The following is a 20,014-nucleotide window of genomic DNA, read 5'->3' as shown; positions in this document are numbered from 1 at the left end:
TCGGTTTTTTTCCTGAATGGGGAAAGTGAAGAGGAGCAATGGAATAGGCGGATGCATACATTGGGAGAAACTCGCATGAAGGAGGGTTTCCATGAACACCAATCCTCTACCTCTTCCTGTATATCCGTATCGACTCAATCTCCCGAACGGAAATATTCTTTATCCGGTTGTTGCTTCCTACGAATATCAGGCGGCAGCAGCCAAAATGAATGATACCATCCTCCAGCAAACGTACCGCCTGCTTCATGAGCAGGGAGTGCCGAGCAATCCGCAGGCGGAATCGACGGGATACTATGAGGTGAAGACAAATGAACGAAACGTGTTAAGCCTCTCGCTTTTCAACTATACCTTCAGTGGCGGCGCTCACGGCTTGACACTCCAGAAATCACTCACATTCGATGCCGAAACAGGCCGTCCTTATACGTTGGCGGAGCTGTTTAAACCGAATAGCGGCTTTGAGGAGAAACTAACCGAAATGGTCCGTGCCCAAATTAGAGAAAGGGACGTCCCGCTGCTGACCGATCCGCCGATAGTTCGACCAGACGCAGATTACTATATCGCGGACAAGGCGCTGGTGATCTACTATCAAGTGTACGAAATCGCACCCTACGTATACCAGTTCCCCTATTTTCCGATCTCGGTATACAGCGTGCAGGATATGATTCTCGAAGACGGACCGCTCGGACGCATGATTTACTGAAGTGACTTCATACTGATTACGGCCGATCACTCGCATCTGTGGTTTGCAGAATGCGGGCCGCTGAGCTTCCCGCCTAGCTGCAGAGTACTGGACCTTACCTGCGGAAATGGAGCTTCCTGTGTTTCATGCCTATATCACTTTGTAGCTGGCTCCTGTGACTCATGCCTATATCACTTTGTAGCTGGCTCCTGTGACTCATGCCTATATCACTCTTGAAGCTGGTTCCTGTGGCTCGTGCCTATATCACTTTGAAGCTGGCTCCTTTGGCTCATGCCTATATCACTCTTGAAGCTGGTTCCTGTGGCTCATGCCTATATCACTTTGAAGCTGGCTCCTGTGACTCATGCCTATATCACTTTGAAGCTGGTTCATGTGGCTCGTGCCTATATCACTTTTGAAGCTGGTTCCTGTGGCTCATGCCTATATCACTTTAAAGCTGGCTCCTGTGACTCATGCCTATAAAACAAAAAAAAAGGACATTCTCAACGTGTATAAAGCGCTAATTAAATGCGGTCACATAAAGAGAAAACTACAGCCACATAAGGTGAAAAGCTCAGAAAATCCGACCCAAGATATCGGAGATCGCTCAGAAGGTACTCGAACTATGATGTGAGCAGTTCGCTCAGGAGGTGTCCGAACCATGATGTGAGCAGTTCGCTCAGGAGGTGACTGAGCCAAGATATAGGTAGATCACTCAGGAAGCACCTCCACCCGATATGGGCAAAGTGACCAGGAAGGGTTCGATCCGATCCACAGTATAGGCAGTTCGCTCAGGAGGTGTCTGTCTGAACCAAGATATAGGCAGATCACTCAGGAAGCCGCAACTCAAGGTATGGCGTGACACTCAGGCACCACTACTTGAGTTACGGGCATGACTCTCAGGAACTCCGCCTCGATCGCGCGCTTCAGAAGGAGCTTGGCCAGAAGACTAAGGCGGACTGGTCACGTTCAGCGCCTTGCCGTTGCAGGATTTCGGCGGCTTCACACTCGGCGGCAGGTACTCCGTTCCACGTTTCGATTCTGATTTTTTTCATTCCGCGAGTATGCATCATTTGCTGCAGTGCTTGTTTGAACTGCCGCACCTCTTCCTGTTCTCCGGTCCACGGCTCGAGGTGCGAAATCTTTTTTCCCGCCTGCTCGATCCATATGGCCCAACGACCGTCTCGAAACAGCAAGTAATGACCATTTTTTCTACTGAACGCGATTCCTTCTTTTTGCGGCCACGGCAGCCATATGCCGTACGGATTAACCGGATCTACTGCTGACAGTACCCACATCTCTCCGGTCGGCTTACGTCTGGCTGATGCTTCTGCTTCGGCATCCTTCTGGTCTGCCCGATTCAATGGAACAAGCATGCGCAATGATACGGCATCGTCATCTGGATGCGATGTTTTCACTATGGGACTGCGCTTGCCTAGCTGCTCCGCCGTTTCCTTGGACATCCACTGCAACGATTCTGCTCCCTCGATAAAAAAGCCTCGTACAGCATGTCCCCATTCTTCCAGCTGACGATAGATGCCTTGCAACGAGTCCCAAGAATAAGGGGCGAATGATGCTATTTCGCGCGAAACGATACCGAATTGGCGCAGCAGATGCAGCGCCCACTCCGAGGCGCTTGTTAAGTTGGCGGCCGTTGCTGCTTTGCCCGAATTTGCTGCAACACTTGTCTGCGCCGGCGGAGCAGGAGATAAAGGTTCTGCAGCTTGCTCCCGATCGGCAATCGACTCAGAGTCGCCCTTGGTTAACAGGGCGAACCACCGGCCTTGCCCGGAGCCTGCGCGGGCAAAGCCGCTCCCTCGGCGAGCGCTCTGCAAGCGCAGCGGCGCAAACTGGTCGTTGGAGACATGTCCCTCCCAGACGAGATCCATTAGGGCAGATAATGTGTCTGATGGCGCCTGACCGCGAGCGCGGGCCAATTCGGTCAAGAAACTGGCGCCGCGTGTCCGCAGCAATTGGAGCAGTTCAGGCTGATTCGTCTCACCATTCCTCCTGAGGAACGGACGGTAGAGTTCCTCATCTTCACGAAGGAAAAACGCGATGCTCCCTTCCCGGGCTTGCGGCTCTTTGCGGCCCATCCAGATGATTTCACCGGAGGCGCAAAGTTCATCCAGATCCCGTTTGCGGTATCCCCGCAGTCGGGAGGGGAAGATCAAACTCTCCCACTGCGATAGTGGGAAAAACAAGCCTTGCAAGCGGCGAATAGCCTGCAGCAATCCTGCACTGCCTGCCGCCTGCCTGCCGGGAAGCAAGCCGTGCTCATGCATGAGGTAGGCACACCAAGCTTCGGGAGGAAGCGGCTTCGTATTGCGTCGAATATGGTGAAGCGAAACGCGCAGCAGACGGCTGGCTACCTTGGCGCTGAGCCAATGGTCAGGCTCGCCGGTCGACTCCTCTACATCCGCGAATGGCGCGGCTTCCACCCTGCCTTGTTCGACTTGAGCGGCTAACCATTGCTCGACCAAGACCGGTTCCAATTGATATCGTCGCGAGATTTCGGCTTTGGTGAAGGACAGCCTGTGATCCATGAAGCGGGTCAGAACAAGCAGCTGGGCTCTTGGCGATGCCGCCAGATTGGCATAATCATGTTGCTCGTCACAGCATATCCACCGTTGTTCCTGCCCGTACGGCTGCAGCATAATCCGCTTCTGCCGCTTCAATTGCCGCACCCATTCCTGCACTTGCCCTTCGTCCGGCGCCAAATCCGGGAAGGAGGCCGGAGCATCCTGCTCGCCAGGGAATGACTCCTGCTGCTGTTCCACTGGACTCGTCTGCCGCCAACTGGAGCGAATGGCTTGCAGCAGCTCGCGATCGGACAAGTCGCCCCGCTTCTTTAGAAGTTGATAGACCGCTTCCTCATTGTCGATTGCCCTTGCTTCCTGCTCCAGATGTCCCCTCACTTCTTCCAACGCCTCAGCCGGCACGGTATTTCGCCATGTGTCTGTACCGAGCCAATGTGCGGCGGCCTCCCTCTGAACATGCAGCAGCTGCGCCTGCAGCTCGGGACCGAATGCATCAGCCTCATAAATGCGGGTATTGATGTAATCGGCCAGAAATTGCGAGGCAAACGGGGACGGCATTTCAGTTTCCACCACGTCCACCTGCAGATACCCTTCTTCCATTCGCCGCAGCACTTCGAGCAGCCTGGGCAGATCGCCCCACTCCAGCATGCAGTGGCGGAGCGCTTCCTCCAGCAGCGGGAAATCATCTGCGTAGGGCAGCGCTTCCTTCAGCAGCTCCTCGCTGCGCAGCCGCTGCCGCCACATTGGCACGCGACTGTATCCCCTGGATAAAAGCAACGAGGTTTCCGCCATGCGACGAAAGGCGACTGCGAACATTGCGCTGCCCGCCAGCGCTTCGCGCAGCAAGGATTCCGCGTTCCCGGCATTCACCTTCCAAAGCTGGGACAGCCAAGAAGAATCCCATTCGGGAAAAACTATTTCCACACCGTTGTTTTTGGCGTTCGCATACACGCCGGAGGACGAGACTTGTTTCAGCAGCTGCTCGACTGCCATCATCCAGGCTCGGTTTACCCGCAGACCCCAGACTGTGTGCAGCACGATATGCATCTTCCCATCCACATCGCGGAAATGCTCCAGCACGATTCGCTCGTTTGTCGGCACCGGGCAAACATCCAGCTGGCGAACGAACAAGGACGTCAGCTGCTCAGCAGCCTGCGGCTCCATGCTGTATTCCCCTGCCAGCCAATTTTCCGCTGCTTTCACATCCTGCTTCAACCGAGCAATGAACTCTTCATGAAAGCAGCCGATTCTTGTCCCAAGCTTGAACGAACGGCCAGCGGCCTCTGAACGCCAAAACGGAATTTCGCTGTAAGGATTGCGCACCTCCGTTACCCAGATTCGGTCCGGGTCCATCCGCCGAATCATCCATGCCTGCGCGCCAAGCTGAAACACGTCGCCCGGCCTGCTCTCCTGAACGTACTCTTCGTCCAGATCGCCGATACGCTGCCTGGATTCACTGTGCACAACCGCATAGTTCGCCGAGCGCGGTATAGTGCCAGCGCCCATAATAGCTGCGGGACCTGTCTTTGCCGTTGGCTCGAGCAGTCCCGGTTCCCTATGCCAATGCAAGAGCGGCTTGACGAATGGATAGTACCCCGAAAGCAGGCGCAGCCATCTCTCCAGCTCTTCGCGCGGCATGCCGGTGTAGCTGTCGCTGCGATCGATCCGCCGGATCAGCTCATCGACCGGCATAGACTCGACGGCTACCATCGCAATGATTTGCTGGCACAAGACGTCCGGCAATTGGCGAGGAATGTGAATATCTTCTATCTCGCGCCCCCGGATCAGACGGCCAAGCACTGCAGATTCTGCGAGCTGGCCAGGCATCCGCGCGACGATCACTCCGCGGCTTTCCCCTTGCACGGCATGGCCGGCGCGGCCAATTCGTTGAATGCCCGCGGCAGCTTCACCGGGCGAATCGAGCTGAATCACCTTGTCGATATAACCGATATCGATGCCGAGTTCCAAGGAGGAGGTCGCCACGATGCAGCGAAGGTTGCCCTCACGCAAAAGCCGCTCGGCCTCCAGCCGCTTCTCCCGAGAGACGCTTCCATGATGGGAACGGGCGATTTCGCCGCCAAAGAAATCATTGAGCCGCAATGTCAGACGTTCCGCCAGCCGGCGGCTGTTCACGAAGACAATGACCGATCGGGCTCCCTCCATTTGTGCTGCGAGCACATGCAGCAGCGGCTGCCAAGCGGCGTCCCGGCCGCCGCTGCCGAGCGGAACGGTGCGATCCGGCACGGTTACCTGTACATGCAGCGGCTTCTCTTCGCGGCTTTCTACTACTTCGACCGGCCGGGGCTCCCCTCGTTGTTCCCAGCCGCTTAGAAATCGGGCGACACGGTCTACCGGTTTCTGGGTTGCGGAAACGCCGATACGCTGCAGGGGCTGCTCCGCTAACGCAGCCAGCCGTTCCAGCGACAGCGAGAGATGCGCTCCCCGAGAAGAGGCCGCCAGCGCATGGATCTCATCAACGATCACGGCATGCACGGTACGCAGCACCTCTCTGGCCTTCGGCGAGGTGAGCATCAAATAGAGCGATTCCGGCGTCGTAACGAGCACATCCGGCGGCTGCCGCAAGATAGAAGCGCGCGTGCTCTGCGGTGTATCGCCAGTTCTTACAGCGGCATGCACGGCATATTGATCGGCGACAGCTGGAGACAGCCGACTTCGCCATTCCGCGGCAAAGCCGACAATATGCTCGTATACGTCATTGTTGAGCGCCTTGAGCGGCGTCACATACAGCACGCGTACGCCGCGTCTGCCGTCTGGCTTCGCCTTCCCTTCCACAATCCGCTTCAGGCAAGGGAAAAAAGCAGCCAGCGTCTTGCCTGATCCGGTCGGCGCGGCGATCAGGGTGTGGCTGCCGCGTTCAATGGCCCGCCACGCTTCCCGCTGCATGGCGGTCGGCTTCCCGAATCGATCGGCAAACCACTGGAACAGTGTCTCCTGCATAAGGGCTCCCTCCTCTATTTCCCTTCCATTATACGGGTTGCACTGGCAAGTGAAAACCGAAGGCGAACATAAATTCTATTTCCCTGCAAATGTGCTATAATACGTGTATCATTTTTTTGCTATGGAGGGACCCACATTGACACAGCCACCGCATGAAAAAAAAACGTGCCGGGCGAAATCGCACGATGACGCTGCAGCCGGAAGAAGCTGCCCGTTACGCCAGCCGCCTGGTCCGCCTCCACGAGCCTGTGACAGCGGATGCCATCCTGGATACGACCATTCAGCAAGACCTCTTCGAAACACTGGATTACTTGCCGAGGGAATTCGTCGACCTGCTGTTCATCGACCCGCCCTATAATATCAGCAAATCCTTCAACGGCAAAACATTCGCCAAGATGGATGCCGATCAATATACCGCCTGGCTGGATTCATGGTTCTCGCGCCTGATGCCTGTGCTGAAGCCGCATGCGTCTGTCTACATATGCGGAGACTGGCGCTCCAGCCATTCCATCTTTGAGGTGGCCTCTCAATATTTGCATATTCAAAACCGCATTACATGGGAGAGGGAAAAAGGGCGGGGCGCCCTGACGAATTGGAAAAATGCATCCGAAGACATCTGGTTCTGCACGAAAAGCCGCGAATATACGTTCCATGTCGACCGGGTCAAGATGAAGCGAAAGGTGCTTGCTCCTTACCGCAATGCCGAAGGCAAGCCGAAGGATTGGGAGGAGCAGGACAGCGGCAACTATCGGCTAACCCATCCCTCCAACCTGTGGACCGACTTGACCGTCCCCTTCTGGTCGATGCCCGAGAATACAGACCATCCGACGCAAAAGCCGGAGAAGCTTGTCGCGAAGATCATTCTGGCCAGCTCCAACGAAGGCGATGTCGTTCTCGATCCCTTCCTCGGTTCGGGTACGACTTCGGTCGTAGCCAAGAAGCTTGGACGGCGCTATATCGGCATTGAATTGGACGAAACATACGCCTGCCTGGCGGAAAAGCGGCTCGACAAGGCCGATGAAGACCCTGCGATCCAAGGCTATCAGGACGGCGTATTCTGGGAACGCAACTCGCTGCAGGAGCAAGGCAAAGAGAAGAAAAGCCGAATGAAACAAGCAGATAAGCCTGCTGCGAGTCCAGACCGTACCGCAGTAGAAGCCAATGCCGATGGAAAAAGGGACAAAGCAGAGACCGCCCAATTGGAACTGGTTATTCCCGAGCACATTCGCGATACCGACTAATGATGCGAAACAAGAAACAGCCGCTCCCCGACCGTTCGACAGAAACGGGAAAAGAGCGGCGTTTTATTCATATGGACAGCCTATTGACGCGGATTGCGCTCATGCAAGGCAAACAGCTCCTCGAAATGGGCGAAGGTATTTTCTATGCCGTCCACCTGCTTCCGAATATCGTTGCCCAAAAAAGATCCCCGAATTTTTTTCTCGCTCAGCTGTTGGGATGTATGCGAGATTTTTGACAGGCATGTGGTGTTGGCAAGCAGCAGCTTATACGATTCCGGCATCAGCAAACAGGCGAGTACCGGAATATCGTCCACCTTGAGAAGTTTGGACAATCCCAGCACCGTATTGGAGAATGCGCCCTTGGCACTATAGGAAAATCGCACGGCATAGGACCGGTCCTCGGGCAGGTAAAGCTTCCCCTTCGCCGACAGTCCCAGCTGAGCGGTTAGAATCTCGATAGCTTCTGCCTTTTTAACCCGATTTCCCTGTGCATAAAGCTCGTCCAGGGCTGCTTTTAATTTATGCGCGATCATGCTGACGCCCCCTGTTTCATCAGATTATTCTATGAAATTTTCTTTGATAACGATTGCAAAATTCGAGGCAAACAGGTATTGTAAAGCTATCAAAATGACTAGGAAGAGGGACCATGGGCAAGAACATACGAGAGATTGCGGAGCTGGCCGGGGTTTCGATCGCGACCGTCTCCAAAGTAATTAACGGATATACATCCGTCAGCGCGAAAACACGGGAGAAAGTCATGCAAATTGTCAACGATACGGGATTCATGCCGAATTCCGCTGCCAGGGAGCTGGTCAAAAAACGTTCGATGACACTTGGCATCTTCCTGACTACGGGTCTGACCCATCCGTTTTTCCACCAATTGCTGGGCGGTATTGAAGTAGCCTTGAAGGAAAAGGGCTTTGACTTGATTTATCTCGCCCAATTAGGATGGACAGAAGAATACAGCTTTGTCCGCCATCTTCGCAGCCGCAATGTAGAAGGTGTGCTTGTGTTCGGTTTCCAACGAAGGGACTTGAATTTCGACGAGCTGATTCAATCGGAAATTCCGACGATCTTCATTGATCTGGATTTGACAGGTCCCCGCTCCGGTTATATTACATCGGAAAATAAGCATTCCATCAAACGCGCGGTGGAATATTTGTATAGTCTGAACCATAGAAAAATTGCCTTTATCACAGGAACGCTCGAATCGTTCGCCGGACGCCTGCGCTTCGAAGCGTACCGCCAAGCTATATCCGATCTCGGTCTTCCATACGTAGCGGAGTTCGTTGCCGCCGGCAACTGGGAGAAGCCAAGCGGCTACTCGGGCACGAAGCGCTTTCTCGCGCTGCAGGATCGGCCCACAGCCATCATTTGCAGCTCGGACATGAGCGCAATCGGCGCAATGGAGGCAGTGATGGATGCGGGGTTGTCTGTTCCCGACGATATATCCGTAATCGGCTTCGACGATATCGAGCTGACGCAGCATCTGCGGCCAGCCTTGACTACGATCCGGCAGAACACGTTCCAGATCGGAAAGCAGGCTGTGGAGCTGCTGGTAGAGATGATCAACAACCCCGACTCGCCGCCGCCAGCTGTGGCCATTCCAACCGAATTAATTATCCGCGATTCTTGCACCGTTCACCGGGAGTAGCACTCCCGGTTTTTTTCTGCGCAACGGATAAATTAACGATCCCCCGATGTCTCCCGGCTGGCCAGGATTTCATCTACCACATCATTTTCCAACTCGCGATTTTTGTCCTGGACGTATCCATGCAGCAGGAACGCATCGGCGATCCACCATAAAGAAGTAATCATCATCCCGACGACGGTCAAGCTCAATACAAGCTGGACGATAGCCGTAATCGGTCTGTTCATATAGAAGCGATGGCCCCCAAGCATGCCCAGAAAAAACCACAGCACATATGCGACAACCATGTTTTTGCCGCGCTGCCGCACGGCCTGTTCCACCAGCAGCAGCTCGTGATCATTGAGCTGGCCTTTTTTGATAAGACCGCTGTAATAGGACATTCGTCAAGCCACATCTCCTTATCCCCAAATATGATTAAGTGTAGCAAACACCGACTTTCCCGGCAACATCCTGCCCGGCAGCCAAGCGGATCGCTTGCCGTTCCCGCTTCTACCGGCGCGCGTCCTCTGTTTGCTTCACCTGATACATCACCCGATCTGCTCGCTGGATCAATGCTTCTGCCTCCCGGGCGTCATCAGGGAACAAGCTCGTCCCGATGCTTGCACGTACCGGAATCTCCTGCTCATGATGCAGGTAAGGTACAGCCAGACTCGCCGAAATCTTGTCTGTCATCTGCCTCACTTGCCGAGCCTCCTGAATGCCGGTCATGACCACGATAAACTCGTCGCCGCCCAAGCGTGCCGCCAAATCATTTGCCGTCGTACAAGAAGCAAGCAAGCCCGCAACATGACGCAAGTAAAGATCGCCTGTATCATGACCGTACGTATCGTTCACTGCCTTGAACCGGTCCAGGTCGATAAAGAATACCGCAACCCCCTCGCCATCCGCCGCTTCGGCAATCGCCTGATTAAGAAAATCATAGATGCGCAAGCGATTGGCCAGTCCGGTCAGCGGGTCGGAATAAGCCAATTGCCGCATGACCTCCTCATGGGCTTTGCGCTCGGTAATATCCCGGATCGTAATATATACAGTCGGATCAGGCCGCTCGCTGAGGCTCATAGCGTTGGCGTTCAAGAGGCCATAAAGCGCTGTCCCGTCCTTGCGGAACAGCTTGACCTCTACATTCTCCACAATTTGTTTCCCGCCCAGCGCTTCCGCCACCTTCGCTTTCATGCGCGCATAGGAGTCGGAGCTCATAATCGATCCGATGCTGGCCCCGACCAGCTCCTCTTCCTTATAGTCCAACTGGTCCAGCGTATAGGGATTGACGTCCCTCATGACCATATCCCGATCCGCCATAAAGATCATGACCGGCGTGCGGATAAAAATATCGCGGTACTTCGCTTCCGATTCCTCCATCTGCTCCCGCAGCCTGGCCCGGCCGACGGAGATCGCCATCACATTGATGTTGATCCGCATAAAGTCGTAGGTCAGCGAGGACAATTGCTTATTAAACGGCCCGATCAAGGCCAGGCAGCCAATAAAGCCGGACGGCGTTTGCAAGGGATGCAGGGTAATCATGTCGCGTTCCTCGGCGCTTCCGCATTGCAAAAGCTCATTCATGGGAAACAGTTCTTCGGCCAGCCGGCAGCCGATCCACTGCCTCGACAGACGAGAGCCGTACACATCGTGTACAATCACTTCGTTGCTGCCGCCCTCCTGTCGATCCAGCAAAACCAGACAGCCGGTATGATACGGCGTCTGATCCAGCCAGGACAGGAAGCGGTCTGTGCTTGTAGAGATCGAAAGCACACTATGATTGAGCGCCATCCCTATATTATACAAATTGCTTGTAAAGTCGCGCATAGGCCCATGGTAGAGCCCGCCCTCCAGTTCTTGGCTCTTGCTTTCATCCAGTGCGCCGCAACCGCAGGAGCAGCGAAGCACAAGCTCCGCCGGAATGCGGTGCACTCCTTTCAGCTCGACCCCATTCTGCAATCTGTCGAAAAGCAGTGTAACGGCTTTGTTTCCCATGACCGCGTACTTCTGTCTAACTGTCGTCAAAGGAGGCTTGCTGACAAGCGCGATTTCACTGTCGTCATACCCGGACAAGGCCACTCGGTCCGGTACGGCAATTCCGGCCTCTGTCAGCGCTTCCAAAACACCAGCCGCCAACAGATCATTCCCCGCCACAATAGCGGTCATGGGAACCTGTTCAGCTGCGATCTGTTCGCCTGCTTTCCGGCCGTCGCTTTTCATTACTGTTTGACCCCAGTAAACCAGCTCTTCGCGATAAGGCATGCCCAATTCCCGTAAAGCTTGCTGGTATCCGCGAAACCGTTCGAAGACGTCCGAATTGTGCAGGCCGCCGACAAAGGCAATGCGTTCATGCCCGTGCCCGGCCAAATGCAGCACCATCTCCTTGGCGGACAGTTCATTATGGGCAAGTACTGTGGCACAGTCCTTCGCTGCCTGCAGCCAGGAAGTGCCGATACACACAACCGGTTTGCCCATCTGCTGCAACCGTTCCATGAACCCGCGCGGCACCGCTTCCCCAATAACAACAAACGCGTCGGCACAAGCCGTCGCGACCATTAAATCATACGATTCCCGTTCGCAAAATTCCGGCCACGATTGCAAGGTGACCATTTGCATGCCATGCCGCAAGGATGCTGCGAATAATCCGTCCAGCATGCTGCTGAAATAAAACCCGTCCAATACCGGTGCATAGACTCCGATTGTATAGCGCGCCATCATCATCGCCTTCCCTTCCCGTGATGCTGGTGATGCCTCAAAGGATGCAAGTGCCTGGCATATCGCTTGCTTGATTGCCACGCCGAAGCTTCATGCGATCTACTAATTATTCCCGATTCGATACCGAATTCCTCCTTACTCTGAACAACAGCGTAAAATTCACAACCCTACGCGCTCTTGCGCCAACGATTGCGAGCAGTTCAAGGCAGCGCTTACATCCCGGGGCAACCCCTATTAGGGTCGGGAATATCGTAAATCCTTCGTATTGTGCCTGGCCGGAAAAGGCGTTATAGTACTTAAAGACTTTCTATGTATATAGAGAAATGGAGAGAGAGAAATGAAGCAATCGAGCGGCATCTACTATGCCGGCTTGGCATTCGTATCCATTATTTGGGGGATGAATTTCGGGATCTCCCGATGGGCGATGGAGGATTTTTCGCCCGAAGTGTTCACTTTTTTGCGATTTGGATTGTCTGTTCCGATATTGTTCTTGATCTTGAAATGGTTTGAGGGGAACGTCGGCATTGAGCGCAAAGATCTGCTGAAATTTCTGGTCATTGGCGCGATCGGCGTTACGGCTCTGGAAATTATGGTCATGTATTCGATCAAGTTCACGACGCTGGCCAATTCCTCCTTGTTGAACGTAGCGCCGTGGCCCATATTCGCCGCCCTGTTGGCCCCGCTGTTCATCGCGCGAGAAAAGATGTCCATGAAGCTCATCACAGGCGGAGCAGTCGCCATGATCGGGGTATTTCTTGTCATTCTGGGCGGCGGTCAGGGCTTCGACATGTCCAGCGATTATATGATCGGCAACATGATGGCCCTGATTGTCAGCTTGATCGGCGCGCTGTACAACCTGGCTTGCATGCCGCTGATGAAGAAATATTCGCCTCTGCGCGTCAGCGCCTGGTGCCTGCTATTCGGCAGCGTGTTCATGGTCCCCTTCACGCTGAATGGCTGGTCGGCTGTCGCATGGTCCAATCTCGGCGCCATGTCCTATCTGGCGATTACATTCAACGTGCTGCTCTGTACGGTTGCCGCGTTCCTGATCTGGAACAGCAGCATGAAGCGCGTAGGCGCAACCAAAGCGAATTTCTACCGCTATCTTGTTCCGGCAACTGCCGCCATTGCCGGTTATCTGTTCTTCGACGAGGCCATCCACCTGATGCAGCTTGTGGGCGGATTGATTATGGTGGCAGGCCTGGTGTGGATTGGCTCGGAGAAGTCCGACGCATCCGACGCAGACAAGAATAAAGAGGATGTTCCGGCCTGATTCATGTCCCTATTCTGGCTCGCCCGGCTCCATCCAATGAAAAGGAAGCTGGTCCAAAAACAAGTTCGGATTGACCGGCACATTGTGCGCCCAGAAGGTGAAGTGCAGATGCGGTCCTGTAGAGAACCCTGTCGATCCGACGAGTCCGATCACCTGACCAGCTTCCACTTCATCTCCCGTCTCCACCAGCAGCTCGGACAAATGAGCATACTGCGAGAACAATCCCATGCCGTGGTCGATATAAATGGTATTGCCTGTAAGGTAAAAATCCGCAGCCAAGCCGACGATGCCCGACTGCGTGGCGACGACCGGCGTCCCTTCAGGAGCGGCGAGATCGATAGCAGTATGGCTGCCCGCATAGGCGCCGTTGACATAGCGGGTAAACCCGAATGGCGTCGTCAATCTTCCCTCGACTGGCAGCAAGAAGGGCGAGTCCGCGGCGAACAGAAACACGGGCTCTGAAGAAGCCCTCGCGGCATCAATCTGCTTCTGGTCTTCCGCTATACGTTCCGTGTTCTGCCGCATGCTGTTCTGCTCCTCGCTAACCTCGAGCCGCTGCGTATCGAATGCTTTGGCCAATACGGTCAAGCTGGCTTCCCCCAGCTCGTAGCTTCCCGGCTCAGTCCGGATCGGTATCGGAATATAGGTGTAGAACCCTGTTCCGAATGGCTGCAGCGGATACGTCTTGCCCTGCCATTCCAGCTCGCCCTCCTGGCGGGCGCGGACTAGCACAACATCGCCGGGATAGGCGGTTGCCGGCATGACCACAAGGTCAGCCTCCATTGCGGCAGCAGCCGCCTCCCGCGACCGATAATAGGCCGCTTCCTGTTCTTCTGCGGCAAGCCGTGCCTGTTCAGCCTCCAGAAGCGCCTGCTCCTCGGCACGAAGCGCTGCAGACTCCGGTTCCTCCGAGCTGGTATTGGCGATGCGCTGCGATCCATCCAACGCCTCTGCATCGCGGCTTTCGGCCGGAGGACCGGCTATCCCGGCATCCTCCGGCGACGGCGCGGAGCGCAGCATGTTCCAGCCTGCCACACCGACAGCGATTCCTGCGGTAATGAGCACGAGCAGCAAAGCGAACAGCGGCTTTGATGCCGGCTGCTTCCGGGCATGTCTCAGCGAACGCGGCTCCATCGTTGTATGCCTCCTTTCCTTGACTTCAAGTGAGCTTGCCCCAATCAGGTCTTCAACGGCTAAGCATGGATCGGCTTTGTTTCGTATTGGCTGGCAACCATTCTTGCATATGCGCCGCCCCGGTCGGTAAGTTCCCGATGCGAGCCCTTCTCAACAATAGTGCCGTCTTGCAGGACAACAATCTGGTCGGCCCGGCGGATCGTGTTCAAGCGATGCGCGATGACCAGGCTCGTGCGGCCCTCCATTAGGCGGGCAAGCGCTTCTTGTATCTTGATCTCGGTAATCGTGTCGATGCTGCTCGTCGCTTCATCCAGAATGAGAATGGACGGATCGGCAAGCAGTGCACGCGCAATCGACAACAGCTGCTTCTGCCCTTGGCTGATGCCGCTTCCGTCCTGGCTCAGCCGTGTCTCGTATCCTTGCGGAAGCTTCATGATAAAGCCATGCGCGTTAGCCTCCCTCGCAGCTTGTTCCACTTCCTCATCTGTAGCGTCAAGCCTGCCGTAACGAATATTGTCGCGAATCGTCCCCTCGAACAGGAACGTATCCTGCAGAACAAAACCCATCTGCTCGCGGAGGCTGTCGCGCCGGATCGATCGGCTGTCTCGTCCATCGATCAGGATGCGGCCCCGGTCCGGATCGTAAAATCTGGCAAGTAGTTGGGTTACCGTCGTTTTGCCTGCGCCCGTCGGCCCTACCAGAGCAATCGTCTCCCCGGGTCGAGCATGGAAGCTGACGTCTCGCAGCGTATGGCCATCCTTGCCATAGCCGAAGGCCACTTGGTCAAACCGGATATCCCCTTGAAGACTAGCAATTGCCACAGCGTTTTGCTCGTCCTTCGCCTCCTCATCCTGCTCCAGCACTTCGAACACCCGCTCCGCACCGGCAATAGCGGAGAGGAAGGTGTTGAACTGGTTAGCCAGATCGTTCAGCGGACGCGTAAACTGCCGAGCATATTCGGCGAAGGTGACTATGACCCCAACGGTAATCAAGCCCTGCAATGCCATCAAGCCCCCTGCTGCGGCAATGACGGCAAAGCTCATGTTGTTCAGCACATTCATCAGCTTCGGAATGAAGCCGGAATACACCTGAGCCCAATAGGCAGAGCGCCTCAACCGTTCATTTTTCTCCATAAAGGCTTGCTGCACTTTGGTCTCCTGCGAAAAAGTCTTGACGATCCGCTGGCCGGACAGCGTTTCCTCCACATACCCGTTCAAATCGCCCAGATGGCGCTGCTGCTCCTTGAAATACCGGCCGGTTCTTGCCGTAATCCACTTCATGCCCAGGTAAAGGAGCGGCACAATAGTCAGCGTGATGGCCGTCAGAAGCGGGCTGATCCACAGCATCAGCCCCAGCATGCCGATGAACGTCAACATGCTCGAGAACACCTGAATGAACGAGCTGTTCAGCGTCTGGCTGACATTCTCCATGTCGTTGGACAGACGGCTCATCAGCTCGCCATGCTGCCGCTTGGTGAAATAGGAGATCGGCAGCTTGTGAAGATGCCGGAACAAATCCGTCCGCATCTGATAGACGGTGCGCTGGGCGACGCCGATCATCCAGTAGTTTTGCAGCCAGACCGTAACCGAATGGAGCAGATAGGTGCCGCCCAGCAATATCAGCAAGAACAGGAGTGTGTCTGCATCCCCGCCGAGCCTGTCAATCGCAAAGCCGAGCAGGTACGGACCGAGCAGTCCAGATACCGAGCTGAGCAGCACCATCAGCAGGATGAGCAGGAGCAGCCCTCTTTGCCGGGACAGATACCGCCAGATTTTCTTCAATGTGCCTGCCCAGTCCTTGACGCGGTTGGTTTGCTGTTTAGACATCGGTGCCCGTCGCCTCCTCTCCGTACTGCGAATGCACAATTTGTCTGTACAGCGGAGAATGCCGCATCAGCTCTGCATGCGTGCCCTGCGCCGCTACTCGTCCATCATCCAGCAGCACGATGCGATCGGCCTTTTGCGCGGCGCTGACCTTCTGCGTGATCATCAGAATGGTGCAGTCATATGGCTTCAGCGCGTGGAGCAGACGCTGTTCCGTCTGGATATCAAGCGCGCTCGTGCTGTCATCCAGCAAGATGATCCTCGGCTTGCGAACCAGCGCGCGAGCAATGGACAACCGCTGCTTCTGGCCGCCCGACAGGTTGACGCCCTTTTGCCCGACGACGGTGTCGTATTGCAGCGGCAGCTTGCTTATCGTTTCGTGAATTTGCGCATGCTTGGCCGCCTCGATGATGTCGTCGATTGTCGCCTCTTCCTTGCCCCAACGTATATTGTCCGCTACAGTGCCTGTGAACAGCAGCGACTCCTGGGGCACATACCCGATTTGCTTGCGCAGCGATTCAAGCGACCAGTCGGACAGGGGCTTGCCATCAAGCCGGATGATCCCCGCATCCGGCTCGTAAAGCCGCGGAATAAGCTGGAACAAGGTCGATTTGCCCGCTCCGGTCGCTCCCATCACCGCAACGGTCTGACCGGGCTCAACGGTGAGCTGAATGTCCGCCAGCGCAGGCGCTGCCTGATCCGGATAAGTAAAGGATACTTGGTCAAATTCCAGTCTTCCGCGCATCGGGAATGACTGGGCCCCCGTCTTCTGCTCCTCCGCCGAAGCATCGGCCTCCAGCACTTGGCGCACCCGCCCGGCCGATGCCTTGGCCCTGGCCAATGTAGACAGGATCATGGAGAATACAGAGAAGGCGCCTGTCATGCGTGTCGCATAATTGACGATGGCGACTACCTCGCCAATGTTGGCTTCCGTCTGAAAACTGCCCTGCCACAGGATAATCAAAATGCTCAGATTCATGACGAGCAGCAATGCCGGTATCGTCGTCTCGATCAGTCTCAAGGCCGAAGCGGTCCGTTCCATCAACTGACTATTCTCCGACTTGAAGCGCTCGTTCTCATGACGGCTCCGAACGAATGCCTTGATCAGCCTCATGCCCATTAAATTTTCCCGCAGCACGCCGTTTGTCCGATCCATCTGTCCTTGTACACGCCGAAACCTGGAAAACCCTTTATTCATCATGAAAAGGAGAAAGCCAAGCAGCAGCGGGGTGACGACAACAAGAACGAGCGCCAGCTTCACATTCACCATCAGAGCCATGATGAACCCGCCCACCATCAGCAGAGGGGCGCGCATCATGATGCGCAGACCCATGAAAATGACATTTTGCAGTTGGTTGACGTCATTCGTTACTCTGGTAATCAAGCTGGAGGTGGAGAAGCGGTCGAATGCGGTCAAAGAATAGGCTTGCATTCGTTCATAGAGCCGCTTCCGCACATCGAAGCCGAATCCTTGGCTCACCTGCGCGGCAAAAAATGAATTGATGACGCCGGAAGCGAAAGCCAGAAGCGAAAGCAACACCATGATGCCGCCCCACTTCCATATGGCCCCGACATCTTCTTTTAAAATCCCTTCATTGATCACATGTGCCAACAGCAACGGGTGCCAAAGCTCAACGGCCAGTTCCACGAGCATAAGCAGCAAAGCTATGACTGCCGCCTTGCGATACGGTTTGAGAAATGAAATCATGCTGCTTCCTCCATGATGGGAATAGAGTGTCTTCCGGTATTTCCAACTCTTATCCTTCTATTATACCGCATCAAAGCAAGACCCGGGATTTTCCGTTTGCCGCGAGGCAGCGACATACATTGCCGGGTGTTCCCATACTGCCTAAGTTGAATAGCATAGCAAGCGGAACGCAAAAAGCAAAAGCCGACGAAAGTCTCCTGGCGGATTTTTCGTCGGCTTGCTTCCTTGCAGCGCTAATGGAACGGCAGGTCCATGCGTTCCCCGTTATTTTCGGCCACAGCTGGCGCTTTCGTCTAATGATCGTTAGCTCTTGAACCCGAAGCTGTCAGGCACGTATTCGATCCGGGATTGAGCCGTTATGCGCAGTTGTCCGGCGCCATCCACATACTCCACCGGTCCGTCCTTGACATAGAACCACGTTTTCTTGGTGGGCTGGTCGGAATTGCTGTGAAACAGGAATACATTGAGCTCTTCCTTCCACCTCAGTATTTCTTCCACGGCTTCGTTCCTTGGCATATCTACAACAAACAGCCATTCATCGCCCTGCTGCTTGTATTGGTAATGCAGCGGCGACTTGTCGGAATCGATAAACGTCCTGCCGCCTACCGCGTGCTTGACTAAAAACTGCTCCTTCATTCCGAGTCCCTCCTATGGCAAGTCAATCAGCATTAAGAATGACGGCCCGCTTGCTTCCAGCTCCAGCGCCGGGGTGTCCGTTATGCGAGCCGTGTCTCCCTCAGCCAGCCCGGTGCCGTTCACAAGCAGCTGTCCCTCCATAACGTAAAGATATGCGCTGCGTCCCGGCGCTTGCTTGAAGCCAAGCCGCTTGCCGGGCTCCAGCCTGCTTAAATAGATCGTCATGTCCTGGTGAATCATCGCCACTTGCTCCGATCCTTCCGACGATACGACCGGCAGCAGAGCATTCGTCAGTTTGTCCGGATCATAGTGCTTGGATTCGAAGGAAGGCGCAAGCCCCCGTTCGCGCGGCATGAACCACAGCTGAAGCAAACTCAGCTCCTCGGTTTCGGAAGCGTTGTACTCTGCGTGCACAATCCCCGTTCCGGCAGTCATTCTTTGCACGCCTCCCGCCGGCGTCACGACCGCATTGCCCAGATTGTCTTCGTGCTTGATCTGCCCGCTCAGCACGATCGTCACTACCTCCATATCGCTGTGCGGATGGGGACCGAAGCCTCTGCCTCCGCTAATCTCATCATGATTGCATACGCGCATCACGCTAAAAGCCGTGTTGTCAGGGTCAAAATACTGCCCGAATGAAAAGCTCGGCCTGCTCCGCAGCCAACCCAAGTCAACCACTTGGCGCGATGCCGATGGATACACCTTCACCATAGTCTGCCTCCTCTTCACGTATTATCTTCATTTCAAGATATTCACTCTGTTCTTACTTTACCACGCTTGCGGCAGCCGCCACAATCAGCTGTAGCGGCCTGCCTCCAACGGCTCGTTATCGGAGAATAAATCCGGGTTCATGCGGAGCATGCGGGTCACTTCCTCACAGAGTTTTTCCGCATCGCAGACGAGCACTTCCGCATCGCCCAGCCGCCCCTTCCGAACTGCGCCTTGGGCAATCAGATGCTCCTCCACCTTCCAGAAATGCATGGACCAGTCCAGACCCTGATGGCGTCTGGATGGAACAGGGATCTCGGTTCCGTCTGCAAGGACAGTGACGAGCGGTTCATGCCCGTCCGACAGCCGGCCTGGAATATCCGCCCACTCTTCTACGCCGTGAATGAACGTATTGCGGGTCATGTTCACGCCAACAAGCAGAATGGTCGCCCGGCGATCCAGCAATTTGCCCCATGCAGAACCGCGCGCGCATGGCGTATCCCATCGTTCATCCCCTTCTATGAACGCTGCTGCCTCTCGTCCCAGCGCCGCTACAGAATGTGTCGGGTGCCAGGAACGAAGCACGCCGCGCCGCCTGCGAAACAGCTCCGTCAAGATGCCGACACAGGTCGGCGTTTCCTCCACGAAGTATCGGGGATTGTCCGCGTTGATCGTCGCCCACGTATGGGTCGGCAGCACTAGCAAACCGTCGCGCATATAATCGCTTAATGCGTCCAGCACCGTGTCTGCGCCCCCCTCCACCTTGCCGATCTTTTTCATGGAAGAATGCATGATTACTGTGCCTTTGGGGTCCAGTCCCATCTCTTGCAATTGGGTTAGCAAGCTTTGCTTCGTGTGCATGAATATCCTCGCTCCTGTCAGATTGATAGGTAGGTTGCATAGAACTAGACGCAGGTGATCGTGCACCACCCGGGCTATGGGTGAATATCCTGTGCAGTAGAAACTATT

14 protein-coding genes are annotated in these 20,014 nt (G+C 55.2%); 4 read left to right on the top strand and 10 right to left on the bottom strand.

Annotated elements, in window-relative coordinates:
• Positions 1-91: 91 nt before the first annotated feature.
• Positions 92-700: a DUF3298 and DUF4163 domain-containing protein gene (locus tag XYCOK13_RS08220; protein ID WP_213411566.1), complete on the top strand. Its 609-nt coding sequence runs from the start codon at positions 92-94 to the stop codon at positions 698-700.
• A gap of 905 nt (positions 701-1,605) precedes the next feature.
• Here XYCOK13_RS08220 and XYCOK13_RS08215 read toward each other — a convergent pair.
• On the bottom strand, positions 1,606-6,177 hold the full coding sequence (locus tag XYCOK13_RS08215) for a DEAD/DEAH box helicase (protein ID WP_213411565.1): 4,572 nt from the start codon (positions 6,175-6,177) through the stop codon (positions 1,606-1,608).
• 185 nt (positions 6,178-6,362) lie between these two features.
• On the opposite strand from XYCOK13_RS08215, the gene XYCOK13_RS08210 reads away from it, so the two are divergent.
• Complete coding sequence (locus XYCOK13_RS08210; protein WP_213411564.1) at positions 6,363-7,418, top strand: DNA-methyltransferase; 1,056 nt, start codon at positions 6,363-6,365, stop codon at positions 7,416-7,418.
• 80 nt (positions 7,419-7,498) lie between these two features.
• Here XYCOK13_RS08210 and XYCOK13_RS08205 read toward each other — a convergent pair whose 3' ends face one another.
• Entirely contained in the window at positions 7,499-7,951 is a 453-nt protein-coding gene (locus XYCOK13_RS08205) for a hypothetical protein (RefSeq protein ID WP_213411562.1), read from the bottom strand.
• Between the two features lie 113 nt (positions 7,952-8,064).
• Between XYCOK13_RS08205 and XYCOK13_RS08200 the strand changes: the two genes are divergently transcribed.
• A complete protein-coding gene (locus XYCOK13_RS08200) occupies positions 8,065-9,072 on the top strand; it encodes a LacI family DNA-binding transcriptional regulator (RefSeq protein ID WP_213411560.1) in 1,008 nt (335 codons plus the stop codon).
• 32 nt (positions 9,073-9,104) lie between these two features.
• On the opposite strand, the gene XYCOK13_RS08195 is transcribed toward XYCOK13_RS08200, so the two are convergent.
• Positions 9,105-9,449, bottom strand: a complete 345-nt coding sequence (locus XYCOK13_RS08195; RefSeq protein WP_213411558.1) for a TM2 domain-containing protein — start codon at positions 9,447-9,449, stop codon at positions 9,105-9,107.
• 109 nt (positions 9,450-9,558) lie between these two features.
• Positions 9,559-11,844, bottom strand: a complete 2,286-nt coding sequence (locus tag XYCOK13_RS08190; protein ID WP_213411556.1) for a diguanylate cyclase domain-containing protein — start codon at positions 11,842-11,844, stop codon at positions 9,559-9,561.
• A gap of 256 nt (positions 11,845-12,100) precedes the next feature.
• Between XYCOK13_RS08190 and XYCOK13_RS08185 the strand changes: the two genes are divergently transcribed.
• Positions 12,101-13,036 carry a DMT family transporter gene (locus XYCOK13_RS08185; RefSeq protein WP_213411554.1) on the top strand — a complete coding sequence of 312 codons (936 nt, stop codon included), beginning with the start codon at positions 12,101-12,103 and terminating at the stop codon, positions 13,034-13,036.
• 9 nt (positions 13,037-13,045) lie between these two features.
• On the opposite strand, the gene XYCOK13_RS22130 is transcribed toward XYCOK13_RS08185, so the two are convergent.
• The 6 genes from XYCOK13_RS22130 to XYCOK13_RS08155 form a co-directional block, all read right to left on the bottom strand.
• Entirely contained in the window at positions 13,046-14,170 is a 1,125-nt protein-coding gene (locus XYCOK13_RS22130) for a M23 family metallopeptidase (RefSeq protein ID WP_280520883.1), read from the bottom strand.
• Positions 14,171-14,229: 59 nt separating this feature from the next.
• Positions 14,230-15,996 (bottom strand): ABC transporter ATP-binding protein, encoded by a 1,767-nt coding sequence (locus XYCOK13_RS08175; RefSeq protein WP_213411552.1) that lies wholly within the window; start codon positions 15,994-15,996, stop codon positions 14,230-14,232.
• The gene (locus tag XYCOK13_RS08170) at positions 15,989-17,701 is read right to left on the bottom strand and encodes an ABC transporter ATP-binding protein (RefSeq protein WP_213411550.1); all 1,713 of its coding nucleotides are present in this window, start codon (positions 17,699-17,701) and stop codon (positions 15,989-15,991) included. Before XYCOK13_RS08170 ends, XYCOK13_RS08175 begins: the two co-directional genes overlap by 8 nt.
• Positions 17,702-18,004: 303 nt before the next feature.
• Complete coding sequence (locus tag XYCOK13_RS08165; RefSeq protein WP_213411548.1) at positions 18,005-18,337, bottom strand: hypothetical protein; 333 nt, start codon at positions 18,335-18,337, stop codon at positions 18,005-18,007.
• Positions 18,338-18,349: 12 nt separating this feature from the next.
• The gene (locus XYCOK13_RS08160; RefSeq protein WP_213411546.1) at positions 18,350-19,048 is read right to left on the bottom strand and encodes a pirin family protein; all 699 of its coding nucleotides are present in this window, start codon (positions 19,046-19,048) and stop codon (positions 18,350-18,352) included.
• A gap of 84 nt (positions 19,049-19,132) precedes the next feature.
• Entirely contained in the window at positions 19,133-19,906 is a 774-nt protein-coding gene (locus tag XYCOK13_RS08155; protein ID WP_213411544.1) for an AAC(3) family N-acetyltransferase, read from the bottom strand.
• Between the last annotated feature and the right edge of the window lie 108 nt (positions 19,907-20,014).

This window comes from Xylanibacillus composti, assembly GCF_018403685.1.
In the GTDB taxonomy this organism is placed as follows: domain Bacteria; phylum Bacillota; class Bacilli; order Paenibacillales; family K13; genus Xylanibacillus; species Xylanibacillus composti.
This window is presented reverse-complemented; position numbering and strand designations above follow the sequence as displayed.